23 protein-coding genes are annotated in these 22,860 nt (G+C 49.3%); 20 read left to right on the forward strand and 3 right to left on the reverse strand.

What is annotated here, in order from left to right; genetic code table 11:
• Window positions 1-27: 27 nt before the first annotated feature.
• Complete coding sequence (locus tag GSF67_RS06570) at window positions 28-579, reverse strand: recombinase family protein (protein WP_006316359.1); 552 nt, start codon at window positions 577-579, stop codon at window positions 28-30.
• A 970-nt stretch (window positions 580-1,549) separates the two neighbouring features.
• On the opposite strand from GSF67_RS06570, the gene GSF67_RS06575 reads away from it, so the two are divergent.
• The gene (locus tag GSF67_RS06575) at window positions 1,550-3,922 is read left to right on the forward strand and encodes a hypothetical protein (RefSeq protein WP_035216743.1); all 2,373 of its coding nucleotides are present in this window, start codon (window positions 1,550-1,552) and stop codon (window positions 3,920-3,922) included.
• 113 nt (window positions 3,923-4,035) lie between these two features.
• Here the strand turns inward: GSF67_RS06575 and GSF67_RS06580 are convergent, their stop codons facing one another.
• Complete coding sequence (locus GSF67_RS06580) at window positions 4,036-4,776, reverse strand: hypothetical protein (protein WP_128821995.1); 741 nt, start codon at window positions 4,774-4,776, stop codon at window positions 4,036-4,038.
• A gap of 309 nt (window positions 4,777-5,085) precedes the next feature.
• Between GSF67_RS06580 and GSF67_RS06585 the strand changes: the two genes are divergently transcribed.
• Window positions 5,086-5,535: a hypothetical protein gene (locus tag GSF67_RS06585; protein WP_035215598.1), complete on the forward strand. Its 450-nt coding sequence runs from the start codon at window positions 5,086-5,088 to the stop codon at window positions 5,533-5,535.
• 116 nt (window positions 5,536-5,651) lie between these two features.
• Here the strand turns inward: GSF67_RS06585 and GSF67_RS06590 are convergent, their stop codons facing one another.
• The gene (locus tag GSF67_RS06590; protein WP_006313503.1) at window positions 5,652-5,999 is read right to left on the reverse strand and encodes a hypothetical protein; all 348 of its coding nucleotides are present in this window, start codon (window positions 5,997-5,999) and stop codon (window positions 5,652-5,654) included.
• Between the two features lie 62 nt (window positions 6,000-6,061).
• Between GSF67_RS06590 and GSF67_RS06595 the strand changes: the two genes are divergently transcribed.
• The 18 genes from GSF67_RS06595 (at window position 6,062) to GSF67_RS06680 (ending at window position 22,831) form a co-directional block, all read left to right on the forward strand.
• On the forward strand, window positions 6,062-6,295 hold the full coding sequence (locus GSF67_RS06595; RefSeq protein ID WP_006313499.1) for a hypothetical protein: 234 nt from the start codon (window positions 6,062-6,064) through the stop codon (window positions 6,293-6,295).
• Complete coding sequence (locus GSF67_RS06600) at window positions 6,288-6,665, forward strand: hypothetical protein (protein WP_006313498.1); 378 nt, start codon at window positions 6,288-6,290, stop codon at window positions 6,663-6,665. The genes GSF67_RS06595 and GSF67_RS06600 overlap by 8 nt, the downstream gene beginning before the upstream one ends.
• The gene (locus GSF67_RS06605) at window positions 6,658-7,041 is read left to right on the forward strand and encodes a hypothetical protein (protein ID WP_006313497.1); all 384 of its coding nucleotides are present in this window, start codon (window positions 6,658-6,660) and stop codon (window positions 7,039-7,041) included. Before GSF67_RS06600 ends, GSF67_RS06605 begins: the two co-directional genes overlap by 8 nt.
• A gap of 24 nt (window positions 7,042-7,065) precedes the next feature.
• Window positions 7,066-8,487 (forward strand): hypothetical protein, encoded by a 1,422-nt coding sequence (locus GSF67_RS06610; RefSeq protein ID WP_006313493.1) that lies wholly within the window; start codon window positions 7,066-7,068, stop codon window positions 8,485-8,487.
• A 31-nt stretch (window positions 8,488-8,518) separates the two neighbouring features.
• On the forward strand, window positions 8,519-10,567 hold the full coding sequence (locus GSF67_RS06615) for a hypothetical protein (RefSeq protein ID WP_006313492.1): 2,049 nt from the start codon (window positions 8,519-8,521) through the stop codon (window positions 10,565-10,567).
• A complete protein-coding gene (locus GSF67_RS06620) occupies window positions 10,554-10,799 on the forward strand; it encodes a hypothetical protein (protein WP_006313491.1) in 246 nt (81 codons plus the stop codon). The genes GSF67_RS06615 and GSF67_RS06620 overlap by 14 nt, the downstream gene beginning before the upstream one ends.
• Before the next feature lie 38 nt (window positions 10,800-10,837).
• On the forward strand, window positions 10,838-11,755 hold the full coding sequence (locus GSF67_RS06625; RefSeq protein ID WP_006313490.1) for a hypothetical protein: 918 nt from the start codon (window positions 10,838-10,840) through the stop codon (window positions 11,753-11,755).
• A gap of 18 nt (window positions 11,756-11,773) precedes the next feature.
• Window positions 11,774-12,700, forward strand: coding sequence for a DUF5309 domain-containing protein (locus tag GSF67_RS06630; protein WP_050813486.1), 927 nt, complete (start codon window positions 11,774-11,776; stop codon window positions 12,698-12,700).
• Window positions 12,701-12,835: 135 nt separating this feature from the next.
• On the forward strand, window positions 12,836-13,171 hold the full coding sequence (locus GSF67_RS06635; RefSeq protein ID WP_006313484.1) for a hypothetical protein: 336 nt from the start codon (window positions 12,836-12,838) through the stop codon (window positions 13,169-13,171).
• A gap of 1 nt (window position 13,172) precedes the next feature.
• Window positions 13,173-13,736 carry a hypothetical protein gene (locus GSF67_RS06640; RefSeq protein ID WP_006313483.1) on the forward strand — a complete coding sequence of 188 codons (564 nt, stop codon included), beginning with the start codon at window positions 13,173-13,175 and terminating at the stop codon, window positions 13,734-13,736.
• A complete protein-coding gene (locus GSF67_RS06645; RefSeq protein ID WP_035215591.1) occupies window positions 13,727-15,241 on the forward strand; it encodes a hypothetical protein in 1,515 nt (504 codons plus the stop codon). The genes GSF67_RS06640 and GSF67_RS06645 overlap by 10 nt, the downstream gene beginning before the upstream one ends.
• Window positions 15,242-15,249: 8 nt before the next feature.
• The gene (locus GSF67_RS06650; RefSeq protein WP_035215588.1) at window positions 15,250-15,546 is read left to right on the forward strand and encodes a hypothetical protein; all 297 of its coding nucleotides are present in this window, start codon (window positions 15,250-15,252) and stop codon (window positions 15,544-15,546) included.
• On the forward strand, window positions 15,543-15,932 hold the full coding sequence (locus tag GSF67_RS06655; protein WP_006313481.1) for a hypothetical protein: 390 nt from the start codon (window positions 15,543-15,545) through the stop codon (window positions 15,930-15,932). Before GSF67_RS06650 ends, GSF67_RS06655 begins: the two co-directional genes overlap by 4 nt.
• 4 nt (window positions 15,933-15,936) lie before the next feature.
• On the forward strand, window positions 15,937-17,331 hold the full coding sequence (locus GSF67_RS06660) for a hypothetical protein (RefSeq protein ID WP_176072012.1): 1,395 nt from the start codon (window positions 15,937-15,939) through the stop codon (window positions 17,329-17,331).
• 2 nt (window positions 17,332-17,333) lie between these two features.
• Window positions 17,334-18,671 (forward strand): hypothetical protein, encoded by a 1,338-nt coding sequence (locus GSF67_RS06665; protein WP_006313479.1) that lies wholly within the window; start codon window positions 17,334-17,336, stop codon window positions 18,669-18,671.
• The gene (locus GSF67_RS06670) at window positions 18,671-19,528 is read left to right on the forward strand and encodes a hypothetical protein (protein WP_006313477.1); all 858 of its coding nucleotides are present in this window, start codon (window positions 18,671-18,673) and stop codon (window positions 19,526-19,528) included. The genes GSF67_RS06665 and GSF67_RS06670 overlap by 1 nt, the downstream gene beginning before the upstream one ends.
• 3 nt (window positions 19,529-19,531) lie before the next feature.
• Window positions 19,532-21,655 (forward strand): hypothetical protein, encoded by a 2,124-nt coding sequence (locus tag GSF67_RS06675; protein WP_006313475.1) that lies wholly within the window; start codon window positions 19,532-19,534, stop codon window positions 21,653-21,655.
• A 39-nt stretch (window positions 21,656-21,694) separates the two neighbouring features.
• Window positions 21,695-22,831, forward strand: a complete 1,137-nt coding sequence (locus tag GSF67_RS06680) for a hypothetical protein (protein ID WP_006313474.1) — start codon at window positions 21,695-21,697, stop codon at window positions 22,829-22,831.
• Window positions 22,832-22,860: the final 29 nt, after the last annotated feature.

Genomic DNA, 22,860 nt, shown 5'->3' on the forward strand with positions numbered 1-22,860 from the left:
TCCATATTGTTCAACAATATTGAACAGTCATGCTTTCGCTTCAAGATATCGGTAGACAGTTGCTCTACCGATCCCAAGGGTTTTGGCTATCTCGGTCGGACCTTTACCAGCCGCCATTAGCTCATTGATCTTGGTGCCATCCACAGTGGCTTTCCTGCCTTTATAGACGCCATTCTTCTTCGCCTTGGCAATTCCTTCCAGTTGGCGTTCGCTCCGGAGGGCTGTTTCGAATTCAGCGAATACACCAAGCATCTGAAGAAAAGCGTTTCCGGCTGGAGTGCTGGTGTCGATGTGTTGTTCAGTTGCCTTCAGTGAAACACCCTTGGCTTTCAGGCGGTCCACGATAGCGGATAGATCGGCTATAGAGCGCGCTAGACGGTCGATACGGGTAATGATGATGGTGTCACCTTCCCGAACGAAATCTAGCAGTCTGGAAAGCTCTTCTCTGCCTTGTGTTGTGGTGCCGCTTCTTTTCTCTTTCAGAATAAGCGTTGCCCCGGCTGATCGGAGGGCCTCTTCTTGCAAGGTCAAATCCTGATCCGATGCCGACACTCTGGCATATCCGTATATGACTGACATCTGACGCCCTTTTGTCTCATTTGGTTCCAGATGTTTGAGTCATACTGTCTCGGAATACTGAAATCAACCCTAATAAGACGCGAAAAGTGTCTCATGGAATTGTCTTGCTACGGTTTACCCATATGAGACGCTACAAGCCCTGCAAAATAAGGGGTTTTGGTTCATTTCCCTAAACTGAGAGCGTTTTTATTTTTCGGCGGGGGTAAGATTGTACCTTTCGCTAAAAAAGACGTTTTTTAAGCAGCCGGAAAGCCTTATTTTACAGGGGTTTTGAAATATTAGATTTAAGGAAATTTGAGAAGCTACTGGTTTTCGGAAAGGGTTTGAATAGCTACTTGAACAGGGTTGATTAGTTGACCTTAACAACTCTCGCCTACGGCTCGAATTCGCTTCGCTCATGGTCCTATGATTTGATCAGTCGGCTATTTCGTTTATGTACAGGTTGAAAAAAACATATCACGTTTTGTATAATAGCATTTTTTTATTATATACTAATCGTGACATCTTTTTTTTAAGAATCTAAAACAACCAATATCTTCTTTCAGCCTGTCAAAGAACGGGATAGCCGACTGGCGGATATAATCACCTATCCAAATCCAGTTCGTATGAGCTTCGCTCATTCTCGCGTAGCGAGAGTGTGGAAGTATCCATTTAAACCAATCTTTCTCATTGATTTTTCTATCAATTTAAGCTAATATGACCAGACTTAATCGAGACATTCCCTTTTCGGAAAATAATCAAAAATAATTCGATTAAGACCCTGTGTTCTGGCTTTTCCAGAAACGAAAATCCCTAAATATGTCTGAAGTTAAGAGAAGGTCCGTCAAGTCCTAATCGTCTTCAATTCGAATAGGACCGCTGATCTTCTCTGCACTCAAAATCTCGTAAAAATATCGGGGTTTCCTTGAAGGTCTTGACGGACCGCCTTCGGGAAACCCCTTTTTATTGCCTATTTTACGAGACCATTTTTATGACCAAACTTCTTTTCAAATATCTCTCATCCAGAACCGGTTCCGGCAAGACATATTCCTTGCTGAAGGTCATCAAGCCCGGTTCCCGCAACGTGATTGCCACTCCCCGAAAAGCCGTAAGCCGCGAAATCGCAGCAATGCTCAAGAACGCCGGTTTTTCAGTGAAGCTCATCACTGGCAAAGATGGAAAGGATGACGACGAAAATTCCTATTCCAATTGTACGAAAGCCTTCCGAGATGCCATTAAAGCTGACGACCATGAAATCATAATCGTGGATCATTCCGTCGCAATGAAGAAGATTAACGGCACTGAAAATTACGATCTTTATATCGATGAAGAGCCGAAGATTGAAAAGACGATCAAGCTGAAATCTTCCCTTCAGATCGTTCAAAGCATCCTGCTTTCATTGTTTCCCGATGACATCATTTCCGATAGCCATCTCTATTATAAAATGACCTATACGAAAGAGATTGCCGACCTGCTTTCGACATTTGACGATGATGAAGCCTTCGTTCCATCTCAAAAGCTTCTCGAACTGTCTCAAACCATGAAATCCGCTGACTACGAGGTAGTTATTCGTGGATCGTCATTGAAAGCTTACAAGGATGCGCTGAAGGACGATCCTGAGACGGTCAAGGATATGAAGCTCCGCTTTCAAGTGGTGATGCAACCTTCCGTTCTGTCGGGCTACAAATCCGTCACCATTATGAGCGCTGGTTTCGAACAATCTGAGACCTATTTTGCATGGCACAAGAAAGTCGATTTCGTTGAAAATGATGAAATGAAGCCTTTCCTCCGCTCTCTGCCAGAGGGTCAAAAAGGTTTGGTTCATATCCTTTACCTATCCGACGAACTGGACACATGGGCGGACTATAAAAGGCTTGGCTATCAGGATTTTCTAAACCGTGTTGCCATGGCTTTCGATGCAGCCTTCCCGAATACGCCGCACATCTACTGTGTAAAGAAAGCCAAGGATGAGGATGGCAATGCAATCACGCCTTATACATGGCTCCACGATCAAACCGGCTTGTCGCAACGCTTGGACCCTTCTGCAAAGGGCATTAACGGCTTCCAGCACATCAATGTCGCCATTCATCTCACTCCGATCAATCCGCCAACTTACGTCTACAACTTCAAGCGTGAGTTTTTCGAGATGCAATCCGAAGACGTGAAGATGGCGGTTTCTTATGCCGCGCAATACCAGTTCGCCTCCAGAACCAGCTACCGCGATTATTCCAGTTCCAGCCACGTCACCATCATCGTGCTTGATCAGCGGTCTGCTATGGCGCTGCATGACATGTTTGGGGAGGCATGTGCAGGTGAACCAGAGTTCTTCGACATCGGTTTAGAAGAACTTCGGAGCGAAAAGCCAAAAGCCATGACCGCCAACGAAAGAAGTCAAAAAAGGAACAAGAGAAACAAAATGGAAAGCAACGAAGCGAAAAATCAATACCAGTACGAAAACTTCCTCATTCGCCAATGGAGCCGCGCCAATTGCGAAGAGCCGATTATCGTTTCTGCGTCATGGCAGGAACTGGTCATGACCATGCAGCACTATTCCAAAAACATCGTGCTGAAGTCGAAATCAGCATGCGCTCAATTGCGAGAAGGCTATTTCATCGATCCAAGCAATCACAAGCTTGTAAGCAACATCCAGACGACGAAGCTCATTCAAATGGATGTGGACAAAGCCAAATGCGACCCGAGCGAACTAAGCGCATTCCTCAAGAAGAATAAGCTCTCGCATGTCATCGCCAACAGCTTCAGCAGTCAGCCGCTGGATCAGCGCTTCCATCTGTTCATTCCGCTTGATCGGGCTGTGAATGGTGATGACTATCAGAAGATTTTCAAACTCATCCATGCCGATATCTTGCAAAAGTTTGTTGACGCATTCGAAATCGATTCAAGTTTCAAGAGCATCAACAAGCGAATTAGCATGCCGTGCGTGTCGAATTTCAAAGGTGATCTGTTCATCGACGGGACTGTGTGGACCGACATGATGACGTACAAGGTGTCGTTCCTCGACACGGAAAGATATCTCAACCGTGTTCAGATTGAGTTCGGCAATTCCAAAGAAGATGCTGTCTCTTCAGGGAAGACAGCAGACAAAGAAACTGTCGAAGACATCCTGCAAAAATGGTCGATTGCTCCCGGCTTGGGTAAAGGCGGAAAGCACTTCTATCAGGCTGGCGTTGATCTGAAGAAGTCGGGTTGTTCCTATGGCGAAGTAATCCAAATCCTAACCGCAAATCGCCACATGTTTGGGCACGGTCAAGACAGAGATGCTGTTAGGGTTGCTGATCATATCTTCAAGAACAGCAAGACGATTGGTAGCGCGAATGACAACAGTCTGAACGTCAAGTCGGCTTGATCGCTGACAATCCACGGAAACATCGAAAATCATCAGGGGGTGACTCGCACCCCCACCACCCCCTGCTCGATTCCTGCTTATTTTTATCAGGTCATCCAGAAATTTTTTTATGCTCACAGCTTTCCGGATGGCGCTTCATTGCCGGCTGATGCCTGAACCCCAAAATTAAGTGGCGGCAACATCGACTGGAGTTTTGGAAATGCCGAATAAATCAACGCCACAACACCATTTAGCCGCCGCCGCGCTTCTTCTGTGAGCGGCACTTTAAGTAGCTTTTTCTTGAAAGTCGTCACGTACTCATCGCCGTCCATGCTGCCTATTAGCAATTTCTTCCCTTCTTCGACATCGATTGCGTTCGATTTCATACGTTCCAGCGATGCGAATGCCTCAGCCCTGTGTCCAGCTGCATTCCTAGCAATCTCGAAATTTGGGAACGCCCGCTCCAATTCGCTTGAGGCTCTTCTTAACGCATCGCTGTCCGAGTCCGACGCTATCGTTTTTGTGAATCGTAAGTTGTCTTTGATTTGCTCTAGGGTTTTCCCGACATGATAGACCGTCATGCTCGCCTCCCTTCCAGCCATCTCGTCCCAATTCTTCAACATGTGCATTTGATTTGTGAAATCCAAAGTGCCTGATGCCACATTATGTAGAACCTCTTCCCGTAGACCTTGGACATAGCGACGTAGACCAACCGCCGAAGCATAATCATTCACGTAGCCGTTGAGATTCTTGAGGTTAAGAAGAACAACCATCGAATGGTGCTGTTCTTCATCGGTCTCCAAACTATCAACGAAGCTTTGTAGCGCTCCAATATCGTAGACCCCCGGCGTTCCCGGCGTGAAACTGTAGTTCATATCCACTCCCAAAATTCGACAAAAAGTTGCGCATTAGTGATCTACTCGTATCACGGGTCTGTTCAAAGAGCGTTTGAATTATCGAAGTATCCACTAAATACCGACATGTTCGCTCAACTGAAATCAGTCGCCATCATTGGCGCAATCACCCTGTTCTTGACTGAAAGCTGATATTCCACGCCCCTGTAAAAGCCTTCTTGCGGGGGCTTTTTTGTTGACAAGAATTCATTTCAAGGCATCCTAATTTAGGGATTTGGCGTAGTGCCAAGTGCCCACTTAAAGAAAATGATTTTTTATAAGGAAGAAAAAATGTTGATCGATGTCAACGATCTGGGCAGTGGTTATAAAAACGTATCAAGTCGGTTCCGCGTAAATATAGCGGAGAAAACCGTCCTCAGCTTCACCAAGCGCCTTGGTGAAAGGACGCACAAGGCGCTAATTGAGACAGGCGCGTGCATGCCAATGTACGTAGTGCCTGCCGAATGCTGGATCGAAGGAAAGTACTTCCAGTTGGGAATCGCGATTCCAACCTCCGACCCGGAAGGCTCATTCCGGGGAACATACTATCTATTCGGGGCAAGCCATGAGCAATTTGGTGCAGACGAAGAGCTGGAGGACAGGCGATCTGTTGCCCAGTTTTGCGTTGTAACCGAATTAGCTTTGGTCAGACCAGCAAGTGCGCGTCGTCAGCAACGTGAAGAAAATGTCTACTACATCTCCGATGGTGATTACCGCGCGATGAAGACCTTCTTGAACTGACCAACTGGTGTTGGAGAAGCTATAGAGACTGGCTTCTCCAACCTTGACATCAAGTCATTTGAGCAAGTCTTAGCCCTGTCTATCTGAAGACAGCAACCGCGTAACAGCCGAATTGATCAGGCGTTCTTCGGCTTACGACCGCGCCTTGGCTTGTTTTCTGCGGCTGCGTCCGACGAGCCGTAGGCTTCTTCAATCAAAGCTCTGAAGTCCGCTTCTGTCTGCGCGCCTACTGCCGCCCGGTGAAGGAAGTCGCTGACATCATTTTTGTTTTCCACTCGATAAGTTTTTGCGAGTTTTCCAAGCTTGATATGGAAGCCGCCATTTTCCTCTTTTACCCAACTGCGACGGCTTGTTTCGCCCGTTTCGAAAGCCTTCTTTTGGCGAATAAGTGCCGCCAAAAAAGCGTTTACGGCTTCGTTCTCTTTAACCTCATAGCTTTTCGAATATTCCAAGAAAGTTGTCATTTCGGTCTCCGATCAATGTTTTGCTAAATATCTGAAAAACGAATCTCAGAGAACAGCAAAGCATGCAAGTCATTTTTCATCTTCCTCGCGGATATGAAGCCGAAATCACACAGGCAAAAGCGGACAACATTTACGCCGAATGGATCGATTCCAAGTTTGGTGCAAAGGTTCGAGAACTCATTTCAGAAGACTTTAATTTAGCAGTCGATGAAGGATTTTTCACGGTCGATTTCACTTACGAAGATGACGCGCTTGCCTTTCTCAAAACATTTGGAGGCAGAGCGGTTAATGAGTGAATGGAGCAAGTCAGAAGAGAACATAGCTCGATTAAAGAAGATCGGTTTCCAGAAGGGCAATCGCTCTGGTGGGCGCAAGAAATTTCCTGAAGAACTTCGGAACAGCATTATGGATGCGACGCCTGAAGCGCTGGAAAACATGATTGCGCTTATGAACGATAAGAACGCCAGCGACGGCGTTCGCTTCAAAGCTGCCGAATGGCTGTTGAGCGCTGTCATTCCGAAAGCAAAGGCAGATACGAACGTCAATGTGAACCACTCCCATTCGATTGCCGGCATGCTCGCGGAAATCAATTCGCTGAAGCTGCCGGGTGCCAAGGAAAATATTATCGACATCACGCCGGAAGAAGACACCGACGACGATGATTGATTGGATCGTAGCGGCAATTGCCGCCTTCTCTCTGTTCCTTGCCAGCAACGGGTTTCAGACAAGCCACATCATTGCAGGGTTCTTCGGATCGGTCGTTCGAAGCTTCGTGGCTAAGACCGGAACGCTTTGGCAGAACCTGTTCGGTGGATTCATCGGCAGCATCATTGCCGCCTATGTCACTCCGTTGATTGCCTATCTGTTTTCCATTGCAGATCCCTCCACAGTGAATTCAGTGGCGTTCGCCGTTGGTCTACTCGGCATGTATTTCGCGGAAGCCTTGCTGCTCATTGCCAAGGACTACGCGAAAAATCCCGCCAAGATGAAGGAGGATTTGAGGGAGTTCCTGCTCCGTTTCCTCAACCGAAAATCTGACTGAGTTTGCCATTCCGCTAAATATCGGATGGCGAATAAAGACGAAAATTTACACGAATTAGCAGCACTTATAGACATTTATCGCGAAGACATTGCCGTTTTCGCGCTTCAGGTTTTTGGCTCTACCCTTACCCCGAAACAGATCGAATTCTGTGAAGCTTTCCGTACCAAACGCACCATTACCTTTCGCGGTGGTGTCGGATTTGGCAAGACGCATGCGGAAGCCATTGTGACTTGGTGGGCGCTGATCACCCACGATCAGATTCAAGTTTCTATCTTTGGACCGTCAGAGCCGCAGTTACGCGGCGGTATCTGGAAAGAACTCCAGGTACTCCACGGAAAGATGTCTCCGATCTTCAAAGAGAGCTTTGACGTTCAGGCAACGCGTATCAGTCGCACGGTCAATCCAAGTTCCTGTTTTGCCGAATATCGTCTGGCAAGCGGCGACAAGCCCGACAATGCCCGTGGTATTCATGCCCACAACAACTTCGTCATTGTGGATGAAGCCTCCGGTATTGACGACGCCGTTTTCACTGGCGCGCTGCTGAACATCCTTACCGATCCGAACGCAAAGCTCTGTCTCGTCTCGAACCCTTCCAAGGCAAGCGGCTTCTTCTGGCGCACTCACTGCGATCCAGACATTCGCGATGAATGGACCCAAGTCCATGGGCAGATGAAGGACAGCCCGCATTTCGATCCGAAAACCTTCGAACAGCTTGCAAAGAATTACGGGGGGCCGCTCAGCCGCGAATATCGCGTCATGGTCCTTGGCGAGTTCCCGCTTTCCGATATTGACGGCTTGATCAGTCGGGAATGGATCGAAACCGCCATTCTCAACACAGAAGTCGTTCCTGCCTCGAATGCCCCTGTCATATGGGGTCTTGATCCGGCTGGCGCTGGTAAGGACAGTTCCGTGCTGGCAATGCGCCATGACAATTTGCTGTTGGGCTTTGAGGAATGGCGCGGACTTGATCCGACACAGTTGGCGTACAAGGTCAGAGACCTTTATCAGTCCACGCCGAAGAACATTCGACCATCCATGATCGCCGTTGATGCGACCGGTCTTGGTCACGGTGTTTGGAGCAATCTGAAAGACTTCGGTCTTCCCGTTCATTCCTGCATTTTCGCCGGAACGCCAACACGCAACCCCGACCGCTATCATCGTGTCCGTGACCAGATTTGGTTTGAGATGCGCGAATGGTTTCAGACAGAAAACATCTCCATTCCCAATCATCAGCGGCTTATCGAAGAGCTTGTCACACCGACTTATGATGACGGTTCTGGCAAGATCAAACTTGAAGAGAAGAAGGCGCTGAAAAAGCGTCTCGGTCGTTCGCCCGATTATGCCGACGCCTTGGCTATCACTTTCAGCGTCAATCCTTCTCGTTTTCAAAGCAAATACTCGTGGTCGAAGCCAATCGAGTACACGAACCTCCAGAGTTACCAGTGAAGCTAAATAGCCTCAAAAAGAGAAAGGATTAATGGACGAACAGGCTAAGGCTATTCAAAACAGCATCGCGGTGAAACTGAAAGACGCTGTAAATTTCAGCAATTCAAATATTGCGACCAAGCACGAAACGGCGCTGAAATATTATAAGCGCGCATATTTGCCCGGCGACGACAAAATCAAAGGTCGCTCGAAATGGGTTTCGCCTGAAGTTCAGCAGCGCGTTGACTGGTCCGTTGCCAGCATGATCCGCATCTTCGATAGCCCGGAAAACGTTTGTGAGTTCCTTCCATTTGGACCAGAAGACGAAGCGATTGCGCGTCAGCAGACATCTGTGGTGAACTGGATTCTGAAGACGAAGAACAGTCATCTGTCCTTCCTTCAGCCATGGCTTCAGAACGGCTTCATTTGCGGTCTAGGCATTATCACAGCGGAATTCACGACCGAGACCGTTGAAGGTCTTCCCCGCACAATCAAGGGCATTCCAGACGCGCAGCTTCTCGCATTCGATCAGCAGGAAGAAGCCGGTCAAATCGTCATTGAGGAAGCATCCAAGCCGTATCTGAACCAAGCTGGTATGTCGGTTCGCGACCTGAAGATCAGAAGTGTTCGCCGTAATCCCGTTTTCAACGTACTGTCTGTCGCCCCCGAAGATTTCATTATTTCCCGAGACGCGAAGATTGATCCTGAAACCGGCGGCATTGCTGCCAAGCTTCAAGGGCATCGAAAGATCGTTTCTAAAGCTGCCCTGCTTGAAATGGGCTATGACGCCGAGAAGATGTCCAAGATCGCTCTGGCATCGAGCAAGAATGATGGCATTGCCTTGGAACGCTCGAAAGACCTTGACGGCGATCAGGGAATTTCAGGCGATGACGTGGAAGTCTTTGTCGTCTACTGCAAAATGAAGATCGACAAGAAGGCTCGGCACTATCGCTTCACGCTTGCCGGTGGTATCGAAAAGCCTGTCCTGCTCGATTACGAAGAAACCACCCGTTTCTATCCGTATGCGCCGTTCGTTCCATTCCCGCAGGCAGACACCCTGTTTTCCATGGGTATCGCTGACAAGATTGGTGATGATCATATCCTGATCACCCGGTTGAACCGCGCCATCATTGACGATCTGCACAGCCACGTAAATCCGACAAAGATCGTAAACCCGGATGCCGTCAATCTGGACGACCTTCTGAACGTTCACCCCGGCTCCATCGTTCGCTCAAACGATCCAACGGGCGGCATCAGCTATTCTATTCCGCCTTTCGCTGGCGGTGATGCAATGCCGGTCATTGCCAATCTGTCGAACAGTCTCGATTTCACGACTGGTGTTGGTCCGCAGATGGTATCGCTGAATGCAAGCGATCTTCAAAATGCTACCGCGACCGCCGTAAATCAGCGCAATAACTCAAGCCAGTTGCTGGTTGAGATGATCAGTCGCTATTTTGCGGACACTGGTTATGCCTACCTTATTCGCATCGTCATCGACCAGCTTCTTCAGAAACCGGAAGAGGCTCAAGCGTTCATCGCACGATTGACGAACAACTTCGTGCCGATTGACGAATTCACGCCTGAACTGGATGTGACGACCTCCGTCGCGTTCGGCGTGATGAGCCGTGACCAGTCTACCGCTTCATTGACCAATCTCTTGGCACAGCAAATGTCCGCCATGCAGGCTGGTCTTCCCATCGTCAACGCTCAGACGATCTACAACACCCTTGCCAAGCTTTCCGAGACGGCAGGCTTCAAGAACAGCAGCCTGTTCTTTGTCGATCCAAGCACATTGCCGCCTCCCCCACCACCAGAGCCTCCCGTCGATCCGAATGCCGGTCTGATTGAGATGGAAAAGGTCAAGGCGCAGTTGAAGGCGCAATCCGATGAAGCAGACCGCAATTTCGAAATGCAGAAACTGGTTGCTCAACTTCAGCAGCAGCAATCTGAGTTCCGCGAAGAGATGGAATTGAAGAGCAAACAGCAGGAGCAAAATTACCTCGTGAAGCTGATGGAATTGGACAAGAAATATTCACAGACTGACACTCCGATAAGCGACATTCCGCAGATAATGATTGAGGTTCCGAATGAACAATATTGAGAAAGCACAGAAGGCACTTCGCTTGAAGGAGAACGAAGATTTTCGCGCCCTGATGAAGTGCATTGAAGCCGAAATTTTCGAAGCTTTCATGAACACGAAGTTAGGGCAAGCGGAAGAACTCGATAGCGTTCACCAACTCAGTCATGGTTTTAAGCTGATCAATCAAAGGCTCGATAAATACGTCGAAGTCGCCAAATACGAAGCGCAATCGCAGAAAGATGAAGAATACTAAATATTCGAACCAAAATAATTTTAGGAATTACTAAATAGATGGAATTTGAAAGCAACAATCCGGAAGGAACTGCATTAAACATTAATGAAGCGGCTGATCTTATCAGTCAAACTCTCGACGTATCTGAGGACTCTTTTGATGAGCAACCAGACGAGAACGTTGAATTACCGGAAGTGGATGAAGCTGTCGAAGCTCCTGAAACTGAAGAGACGCCGGAAGAGCAATTTTTCGATATCGATGGCAATCAGGTAAGTCTTAGCGAAATTCGGTCCTCTTATATGAGACAAGCCGACTACACGAAAAAGACGCAGGAAATTGCCGAACAGCGGAAGTTCTATCAGGAAAACCAAAGGGATGTGAATTCCCTTCGATCTGAAGCACTGGCAGGGATTGAAGCCCTGAAACAGCAAGTTTCAATCGAGTTCCGTCAGATGGAATATCCCGATTTCGATTGGCTCGCAGAAAATGATCCGGCGGAATATGTCCGACAGAAAGCCCAATGGGAAAAGCGTGAATACGCCGTTCGCCAAATCTATGAAGCTGAAACTGCACTGAAGCAGAAAGCAGCCGCATATGAGGAAGAGCAGCGCCAGATCGCAATTCAGGAATCGAGCAATCGCTTCTTCGAAAAATATCCCGATCTGAAGGACAAAAATAAGGCTGATGAAGTTTTCAGTGACATCACTGGAATGCTTTTGGACACTGGCTTCAACGAGCAAGAAATCAAAAGCATCGTTGACTTCCGCATCATCGACCTACTGTACCGAGTTGTTCAAGCTGAAAAAGCACAGAAGGCAATTCCGCAGGTAGTCGAAAAGATCGAGAAGAAGCCGGTTATTTCTGCGAAGGAAAATTCGCGAAAGACGGCTGCTGATTATGATCGTCAGACTTATGAAAAATTCAACCAATCTCGCAGTGTTGCGGATGCCGCAGCCCTCATCAAAAATCTACTCTAAGAACAAGAAGGTAAGAAAATGCCCACTTTAACCACGACTAATGTTTCCCATGTACGCGAAGATTTGAGCAACGTCATTTCGATGATTTCGCCGGAAGAGACTCCGTTCATTTCCTCTATCGGTAAGACCAAGGCAACCGCTGTCAAGCACGAATGGCTTCAGGACGAACTTGCTGCTGCCAATAAGGACAACGCTATTGCTGAAGGCGCCGATGCAACCGATACGACCCTCAATGGTCCTGTTCGCATTTCGAACGTCACGCAGATTTTCCAGAAGGACATTCGCCTGAGTTCCACTCTGAACGCCGTCAACACGGCTGGCGCGAAGGATGAACTTGCTCGCCAGATCGCCAAGAAAGGCAAGGAACTGAAGCGAGATCAAGAAGCTGCGTATGTCTCGGGCAACGGCTCTGTTGCAGTAGGCGTCCGCAAGCTCGGTGGTGCTGAAGCCTTCATCTCTACCAACGCTCTGCATGGTGCGAACGGTGTATCGACCGGTTTTTCCGGTGGTGTGGTCAATGCTCCTACGGCTGGTACGGCTCGCCCGCTCACTGAAGCACTGTTCATTTCCGCTCTCCAGAAGATTTGGGAAGCTGGCGGTGATCCGAACACGGTTATTGCGCCGGGAATCCTGAAGTCGAAGATTTCGACCTTCAACGGTGGTTCGACCAAACAGCAGAACGCGGACAAGAAGACCGTCAATCAGGCTGTAGACCTTTACGTTTCGGATTTCGGTACTGTTACGATCCTTCCGCATCGTTTCATGTCCACTTCGACCGTCATCGCCTACGATCCCGCTCTTTGGAATTCGGCTGTCCTTCGAGGTGTTGAAAAGAAGGAACTCGGCAAGACTGGTGATAGTGAACGCTATATGCTCGTCACTGAAACGTCGCTTGAATGCCTCAATAAAAGGGGCAACGCCAAGATCGCTGACTTGAACGGCTAAAGGCTGAAGTTCAGCCAAAATAATCATAAATTCAAGAATCGACTTAGAGCCTCTTCGGAGGCTCTTTTTTATGCGAAATCTCCCAAATTCGGCTCGCCGCTAAATACGTCGATAGACATTTTTAGAGGCATATTGATGGACAATTTTCAAGCTGGTGATCTTCTCCAATCCGGCTCGGTCGTATGGGAAGATACACCTGATTATACGGTCACTTTGATCCGCGACGGTGACAAGATCATTATCAAAACCGATTACAAAAATCTTCAGGCAATGTTCGATGCAAATGCGCAAGAGGCTGCTGATTTCAATCACGCTGGTTCGCATTCCGATGTTGTGAAAGTCGCTGGCATTCCAATTGGACTTTACTTTAATTGGAAACGCGAAGGCATCACCGACGATCCCGAAGCGATGAAGCGTCGTCTCAATGACGCTGATTATGCAAAGTTCCGCGTGAACAATTGGAGGCTCTGATATGACCTATCAAGAGTTTCTGACGCTCATCAAAAGCTACACCATTCGCGACGACGCTCCTATTACCAGCTTCATCCTTCGTGCTGAAAGTCATCTTCGCCCGATTGTTCGCCATTACCGTTCTGAAAAAACCATCGTTCTTTCGATCAGCGACGACATTGCCGAGCTACCTGCCGACTTCATTGAAATTCGCGCGATTACCGGTATTGAGAAACGATACAAACCGGTCTCCATCAACAGCGCCACGCTGACTTCTGATGAGGTCGGCTATTATCGTATTGCCGGAAAATTGATCTTTGCCGGTCAAGTCGAAGATACGGTCAAGCTTACCTATTATTCAGCCTTCACAGCCTTGACCGAGACGAATTCCAATTGGCTCTTCGAGCACTTCCAGAACGTCTATATCTCCGCCGTTCTCAGGGAATTTTACCGTTGGGAAAAAGATGCAGAAGGTATCGCTTCTGAACAGGCGGCTTTGAACGAAGCTCTTAGCGTTCTTGCGGAAGATGACAGGCGCGGTCGCATGATTGGCTCCATCACGCTTGGTGGTCCCACATGGCAGTAATCGACCAACCTTTTTCCTCATGGACGCCCGATCTTCCAGCACTTGGAAACGCGGGGCTGGTGAAGGCGCATAATGGAACGCCGGGGCGCGGCTCATTTGCCGGTGGTGTCACCTTCTTCCCGATGAAAGCCGTCAGCTTATATTCGTCCACAGCGATGGCATCTCGCCCGCTCGGCACAGCCATCGGTCAAAACGCATCAGGCGATGCCAAAGTTTATGGTGGTTGTGCCACGGCGCTGTACAAGCTCTCGCCATCTACCCGTCAATGGACGAACATTTCCAGATCAGGCGGCTACACGACTACGGGCAAAGAACGTTGGAAGTCTGTGGAATTCGGAAGCGTGCAAATTTTCACCAATTTCAGTGATGAACCCCAATTCATCGACATGAATCAGGACATCCAGTTCGCAAATCTGACGACCCTTGTGAAAGGCAGACATATTGCGACGACCAAGGGTTTCACCATTCTCGGGAATACCTATGACGCTCTTGACGGTGCTGTTCCTTACCGTGTTCGTTGGAGCGGAATCGAGTCACCTTCCGATTGGATTTATTCCCCGCAAACTCAGGCGGATTTCCAAGATATACACGGCTCTGGCTCGATCATGGGTATCGTCACCGATGATCAGTGCTGGATATTGCTCCAGCGCGGCATTGTTCAGATGCAGTACATTGGTGCCCCTTACGTTTTCAGCTTCACAGACCGAGTGGTTGGAAAAGGCTGTTCTGTTTCCGAATCCGTGATTTCCGTCGAAGGACGGCACTTCTTCCTGTCTGATGACGGGTTCTACATGCTCAATGGCGGTAGCCTCACACCTGTTGGTGCTGGTCGGATTGATAAGTGGTTCTTGCAAAATGCCGATCCCGACAAACTCAATCTGATGTCCGTTGCAGCCGATCCCCGAGAAACCCTGATTTACTGGTCATTCTGCTCGGTTAATTCCCCGAACGGTCATCCAGACATGATGCTGATATTCAATTACGTCACTGGCGAGTGGACTACCGCTGATGCGACAGCGGACATGATCTTCAATGCCATTTCCCTGCCGTGGACGATTGATCAGTTGGACGCCTATGGAACGCTGGATAATGTTCCAGCTTCTTTTGATGACCCTATTTGGTCGGGCGGTAAGTCCATGCTTTGGGCGATGAGCGACACAGGGGCGGTTTATTCGTTCTCAGGTCAAACCCTCGAACTGTCCATTGAGACCCCCGAATATCAGCTTTCGAAAATTCTACCCAATCAGACTGGTGCTGACATTGCCTCTATTTCGAGAGCAAGACCATTGTTTGAAGGCAATGGAACTACTCGGGTTCAAGTAGGCACTCGAAAGCTTCTTTCCGATCCAATTCAATGGTCAAATCCCCAAGATACAAATGCCGAAACCGGTTTCGCTTACTTCCGGGAAAAGTCACGTTTTCAACGCTTCCGTATCAATATTTCTGGCGACTGGAAGACTGCCTTCGCTGTTCAGATTGACGGGCAGACAGCGGGAAAACGCTAAATAGCGTAATGGAAAGAGTCTACGATCATACGAATACACGACAGATCACAAGCGTTTTGAATCAAATTGCCGGTCAATTTGATAATACCGGTTCTGTGACTTTGGCGAATTCACTCACGGCGACAACGGTCACAAATCCAAAAATCAATAGCCAGAGTAAAATCTTCCTTCAGGCAAGAACGATTGCTGCTGCGAATGCTCTCAATTCGACGTTTATTTCAACAATTAATAACGGCTCATTTGTGATCACGCATGCCGCTGCAACGACCGTCAGAACATTTGATTACGTGGTGTTCAACGTATGATGCAGATGGACTTTTCAGAACAAGAATATGCGCGGGTTCGAGCGTGGCTTTTATCAGCATTCGAGCGGACACCACCCGTTTTCGATGAAGCGGAAATGCTCGAAAAATTGCGGAACAGCGAATGGCATCTCGTAACCGGTGATCACTTTGCAGCAGTTCTAGAACTTTGCAAATTTGAAGGAGAATGGATCGCAAACGTTCTACTTTTGGGCGGCGAAAAGAACAAATCATTAAAAGAAATTATGCGCTGCCAAACCATCTTTTGTGCCTTTCTGAAAGATCAAGGCTTCACAAAACTGGTCGGAACACCCCGCCGCGAATGGCATAAACTTATCCTGAAAAATGGCTTCGAAAAGCAAGAAGAAGAATTCATAAAGAGGCTTTAAACTGATGGCATCAACTCCAAAACAAACAACCACAACTACGAGTACGGAGCCGTGGAGCGGCAGTAAGCAATACCTGCTTGATCAGTATGCAACGCTCGATAATCTCTATAAAAATGGCGCTCCAAAGCCGTATCAAGGCTCGCTGATTGCTGACCAGTCGCAGGCAACTAAAGATGCTCTTTCCAGCGCGGAAAACATCGCCAGAAACGGCAATACCTCAATGCTTACAAATGCGACAAATGCCGTCAATTCGGTGATGAACAGTTCTGGAAATCAGCAAGCACAGAACACGTTTCAGAACCTTCAAAGTGCGAGCGGCTTTGCACCGAATCCGACGAACGACATGGCAAGCAAGATTGCCAATGGACGATTTGCGAGTGGTCAGTCTTCGAACAACCCGGCGATGGCTTATCTTCAGAATACCGCTTCTGGAGCGAATATCGGTCGTAATCCTTATCTTGATCAGATGGTTTCGAACCAGCAAGATCAGATCGCAAACAAGCTGAAAAATATTACTAATCCCGGCATTGATAGTCAGGCGGCTTCAATCGGTCGAATGGGTTCGGGCGCTTACGCTACTCAGCGCAACAATGCCGAAACGACTGCTGCCAATGAGATGGCGAAGGTCGCAACCGATATGTACGGCAATCAGTACAATCAGGACGTTGGAAATCAGATGAATGCTGCCAACGCATATGGCTCGCTTTACAATTCCGACTTCGCAAACAATCAGAACCAGCAAGCTAATGATCGTTCCTATCAGCTTCAGGGCATGAACACGCTAAGCAACAACTATCAGAATTCAATCTCGAACATGCTCGGCTTGAACGATCAGAAGCTGAATGCGGCGAACGCTTCTGTTGCGGCAGATTCCAATCTGGCTTCGCAAAAGCTCAATGCGGCGAACATGGCTGGTCAGACTTACCAGAACCAGTACCTGCCCTCGCAACAACTGGCAAATGTCGGCGCTTCTCAGGATTCTCGTCTGGATGCTCTCAAGGCTGCTGAGATCGGTGCATGGGATCAGCAGCAACAGCAGCCAATTATGAACAGCGCGAACTTCATCAACCTGCTTAATGGCGGCGGTTACAATAGCCAGACATCACAGACGCCGGTTTATTCGAACACGGGTGGTCAGATTCTCGGCGGCTTGTCGTCACTCGCTGGTTTGTTTGCCCTCTGTCAGGCTTCGGAAAAAATCCTGCACAAGCATGTTGGGTTCATGCCGCTGACAAATGGTGATCGCATCGCAATTTACGAATTCACCTACAAAAACGACCCTGATCAACGGCGCTGGTATGGTCCAATCGCGGAAGAAGTTGATCGCAAGACAGATGCTGCAATCGAAATTGACGGAAAGCTCCATATCGATGTGACGAAACTTATGGAGGTAGCGTAATCATGGCTGGCGTATTTGATTTCCTTTTCAAAAAGAAACCCAATGGTGAGGACGATCTGAAAGCCGTTCTCACTCCTGAACAGGCGAAGAAAGACAACTTCCTGTCTCAGTTCCTGCCGGAAGACCCCGAGAAGCGCCAGTCGCTTGCCCAAAGCCTTTTGCTTGGCGGCGCTTCCATGATGGCGGCTGGCGGTCCTTCTGAGAAACCTACAAACCTTCTGTCCGTCATCGGGCAGGGTCTCGGCAATGGCGTGGGCGCATACAACGCGAACATGGATGGTATTGCTGATCGCCAGACGAAAGGCATCACCAATCGAGCCAATCAGGTGAAGCTCCAGAGCGTGCAGGATGCACAGAATCGGGCTGCGACCTTCGTTGAAAAATATGGCTCGCCTTCCGAGAACGGCTATTCGATTGAAGCCCTCTTCGAACTTCACAAAATGCAGCTTGCCAATGGCGACGACGAAGGCGCTCGCGCCACGCAAAAGCAGATACAGGCGCTGCAACAGCATGGTGCCGAAAATGGCATGGTGCTTGGCGACGATGGCTCCTATCGACTGGCAGACGGTTACGGCAAAAGCCTGTTCGATACGAAGAAGGCGGAAAGCCTTGGTTCGGCTGTTGGGCAGAATGCTGAAATCACCGCCGATCAGAAAGACTTCAAGTTCGGTTTGGATAATCCCGAATTCCGCAAATATGAAACGGCGAAGAAGAAAGACACCAATATCAACGTCAGCACTGGTCCCAAAGACGGTGACATGTGGAAAGCCATGGACAAGGAGCGTGAAAATGCTTCGGGTGCTCAAGGTGCCCTCAACCAAGTCTATGAAATGAAGCATGCCCTTGGCAACGCTACGACCGGTTTCGGTGCAAACCAGCTTCTTTGGGGACAGAAGGTAATTGCCGCCATGGGTGGCGATTCCAGTAAGGTTGCCGACACCGAAACCTTCCGCACGCAGGCTATGGAAATGGCAGCGAGAATGAAGGGTGATCTTGTCGGCAATGCTCAGATTTCTGACAGCGACATGCGCTTCGTGCAGCAAGTTTCCGGTGGCGACATCACTCTTGATAAGGCGACGTTGGAAAGGCTGCTTGATATCCGCGAAAAATCGCTTGGTGGCATCATTGATCGATACAACAGCAAGATTGAGCGCATCTATCCAGACACTGAAGAAAACAAAACCAATCGCACGTACTTTGGCGGCATCAACGCTCCCGAAAATCCGTACAAGAAAGGTGCAGTCGTCGTTGATAGCCAAGAAGGCTATGATGCTGTTCCCGCTGGTGCGTCCTATCGCTTCAGTGACGATCCTCCCGAAATGGTTCGGAGGAAGCGTTGATGGTCAATTACATCCGTTATGCCAATCAGGGAGCCACGCGCAATCGTGAGCTTTCTGAAGAGCTTCTGAAACGGCTTGGCTATCTCGAAAACATGGGTGTCACAGCCGAAGTGTTTTCAGGTGGACAGCCAGGTATTGAGGAAGGCGGCGCTCGTGTTGGTTCTGTTCGGCATGATCATGGCGGCGCTGGCGACATGTTTTTCTATAAAGACGGTCGCAAACTCGATTGGGCAAACGATCAGGATCGCCCGATTTTCGAACAGATTGTCAGTCAGGGCAAGGCAAACGGCATTACCGGCTTTGGTGCTGGTCCCGGCTATATGCAGGCAGGTTCCATGCATGTTGGTATGGGTAAGCCCGGTGTTTGGGGTGCTGACGGTAAAGGCGACAATGCCCCTTCGTGGCTGCAATCTGCCTACAATGGCGCTCCTTCCCAAGCCAAACCTGATGTTGTCTCGGAAGTCATCGCTGCTGCCGATCCTGCATCAGCGCCAAGGCAGATTCCCGGCACGGAAACAGTTGCCCTTGCTCAAAAGACGGAAGAGCCGAAAAGCCGCAATGGGGTTCTGATCGACGCCTATAATAAGCTGACAGGATCGAATGTTGAGATCGGGGACAAAATTCTAGGCATGGAAACCGACAAGATGACCAAAGGTTTCGGTCAGATCGGTGATTTCGCCAAGACCCTTGGAGAACAGGACCAAGCGCTAAATAGCCAAATACAGGCAACAGCAAGGGCGCAAGGCGGTCGTATCGGTGGCGGCAATCCCGTGGAAATCGCCGTTCTTTCTTCGTTGCCAGAACAACAGCGCAAACGCCGGGGCGGTCTCTCCGGGCTTGGAGGCTTCACGCTTTAACCTATGGACGATTGGAAGAAGAAAATTATTGAGCGCGATGGCGGTGCTATTCCCGATTGGAAGCGCAAGATTATCGAGAAAGACAGCGGCACCAACGTTTTCGAAAATGCCGGTCCCGATCCTCGCGATATTTCGGGCGATGCAGGTGATGCACCTTGGAACGTCCGCATGGCAGTCGGCGCGCTCGATAAGCCCGAAGACCGACTTGCAGCAATCCAGAAGACATATCCCGACGCAAAACCTTATAGCGACGACAATTTCATTTTTACGGACGAGAACGGCAGGACACGACTTTACAATAAGGAAAGCTGGTTTCCGTCTCTTGGCGACTTCGCATCTATCGCACCTGAAATCGGTGAAACGGTTGGTGGCGCTGTTGGTGGCGTTCTTGGCGGTCTCGGTGGCGGTGCCGTTGGTTCTGCCGTTCCTGTCATTGGAACAGGCGTTGGTGCCTTTGGTGGCGCGGTAACTGGTGCTGGTGGCGGTTCTGTTGCCGGTCGTGAAGGTGTCCAGAATGGCTTGAACTGGCTGTTCGGTAATGAAGACACGCGAACCGGCTCTGAACGGGCTGTTGATATGGGCAAAACGTTTGCGATGGGTGCGGCTGGCGAAGGTGCCGGTCGTGCGGTTGGCGCTGGCTGGAAAGCAGGTAAAAACGCCTACAAAAAGATGCTGGTCGGTGAAGTTGACGATGTTGCCAAGGCGCAGGCGAGATTGGCAGACCTGAACGCCATTGGCGCTGATAATCCGCTTCCCGGCATGGTCAACGGCAATCCACGCACATCAAAATTTGAACATGCTCTGTCCTCGCTTCGAAACGGTGACGAAATTCAGAAACGCATTGATGATGCTCATCAGGCGATGGACGGCGAATTCGACCGGATTGTTTCGGGAACAGGAACTACCAGAACGCAGGCTGAACTTGGGGAACTTCTCAAGGAACAGGCAAAGGCTGCAAAACAGGCTGGCTACCAACGTTCCAATCAACTCTATGACCGTGTTGGCGAGAAAGTGACCTCTCCAGCCGTGATCGACAATACGTCTTCCTTTTTGCAGAAGCTGAAGGCGGATCGTGAAGCCATGGGTAGTTTTGACAAGCGTGCAATCGGTTCTCAGACTGACAGCGTGATTGATGATGCGACCGCTATTCTGGAAGATGCTCAGAACGGAATGACCTTCGATCAGCTTCAGAAAGCTCGAACGATCATTGGGCAACGGGCGAAAGAAACAGACGACAGAGTTCTCTCAAACCATCTCAACGGCTTGTATGGCGCGTTGAGTGCCGACATGGAAAAGACGGCTCTGGCGTCTGGTGAAGATGCCGCGCAAGCATGGCGCAAAGCCAACAATCAGTACAGGCGGCAAATGGACCCGGTGAAAGGGTTCGGGAAAGGCAGTGTTGCCGATAAAATTATCCAAGCTCCCGATACAGACAAGATTTGGCAATTCGCGACCGAGACCACCAATAAGGGTGGAAACCGAATCGCGCAAATTCGTAGAACCGTTGAAAAATCTGAAGGCGGCAAAGACGCATGGGCTGACGTTGTTTCCAGCAGCATCGAGCAGCTTGGCAAGTCCACAGACGTTGAAGGCGTTGAGCAATTCAATTCCACCATGTTCCTGAACAAGTGGTCGAAGATGTCTCCCGAAGCCAAAGACGCCATTTTCAAGGGCACGAAGAACCAGCAATACCGACAGGATTTGGACAGGCTTGCACGTATCTCCAACAACATGAAGCAATATGCTCGTGGTGCAAACCATTCGAATAGTCAGACGCACAAGCAGATGCTCGACAATCTCAATCCGCTGGACAAGAACAATGTGCTGACTTCCGCACTCGGTATGGCGGGTGGTCTTGAACCGATGTCAGCGCTTGCCATTGGTGCGGCGAAGGGTGCCGCAAAAGTTGGTACAAACAAATTTCTCACCAACAGTCGCATGGCGCTTTTTAAAGACCCTGAGACAGTCGCATGGTTGGCGGGCGTTCCCAAAGCAGAGATGCAGAAAGGCGGGATTCAGGGGCATATGAAGAAGCTCGTGGAAATCCGTAAGCGCACTTCTGATCAGGCGGTGGCAACTGCCATTGCCGACTACTTCCGTGATCTCGGCTACGAAAACGACCAATAACCTAAATAAAATCAATAATAATAAGAGGGCGAAAAGCTCATGACAGACCTAATTTCTTCCGATTGGAAAGAGCTTGATGCGGACAACACCCAACCGTCTCCGAATGGTGTTGCCGGTGGCTATTCACCATCTTCCGTTGCGCCAATTATCCGCTCAATTCGCGGTTCGCTGAAGCGCTTCTATAACCAAGCCAATCCTGTTTACACTTCGACGGGAACGGGTAACGCCTACGTTCTGACGTTCGAGGCTGCACCAGCCGGATATTCAAAGGGCATCATCTATCGCTTTTGGGCACATGCGACGAATACGGGTGCAGCGACTTTGAATATCAACCAGCTTGGAACGAAAGCAATCGTTTCAGGGTTCGATGGCTCCCCCTTGATTGCTGGTCAAATCGTATCAGGACGCGCAGTCGAAGTTGTCTATAATGGCACGGCTTTCGAATTGATCAGTCTCGCCTTTACACCTGTTCAGCAAGGCGGTGGCACAAATCAGGGAACAGCCAAGATTTCTCTGGGCATGAGTTCTGGTAATCGGCTTTTGATGCAGGCGGATAGCACGGACTATTCTGACACTTTCCCTATCAATATCAACGGGAATGCGACCACGCTTGCAGGCTACACGCCATCCACTCTTCCTGTTTCGACGCCTGTTCAAACAGCATTCGACACGGTCGAAGCCGCGTTGAGCCTGAAATCACCCTTGGCTTCCCCGGTTTTCACTGGAACACCAACTGCGCCAACTCCAGCGCAAGGAAACAATTCAACGCGGCTGGCGACAACTGCTTATGTCGATACTGGTCTTGCGGGAAAACTGAACACGTCAGGTGGCGTACTGGCAGGCGGTATGACTATTGTTGCAGACGGTGGAAGCGGCGCACCTTTATTAGGCTTGCGAAATACAAACAACGGCAATGCAGTGATGTCATTCGGTGCCGCCGGTCGCACAACGGCTCTCGCAACAATCGGTCAACGTGTAAACGGCAACACTTTCATCGGTGCGAATACGAATGGTTGGGATTTCGCACCAGACGGAACGTTATGGCTTCCCGGCGGAGGGCGTTTAGGTTCTGACGGGAACGTGTTTTTACCCTATTTCAACGAATGGATTTCAAACATATTGGCTCGATCAAACCGCCTTCGATACGGCGGCGTTCAGTGGGCAGATGTTCGGTAAGCGTCCGGTGAGCTGTTTTTGCTGATCGG

Origin of the sequence: Agrobacterium sp. CGMCC 11546 (assembly GCF_013365515.1) — a bacterium.
In the GTDB taxonomy this organism is placed as follows: domain Bacteria; phylum Pseudomonadota; class Alphaproteobacteria; order Rhizobiales; family Rhizobiaceae; genus Agrobacterium; species Agrobacterium fabrum.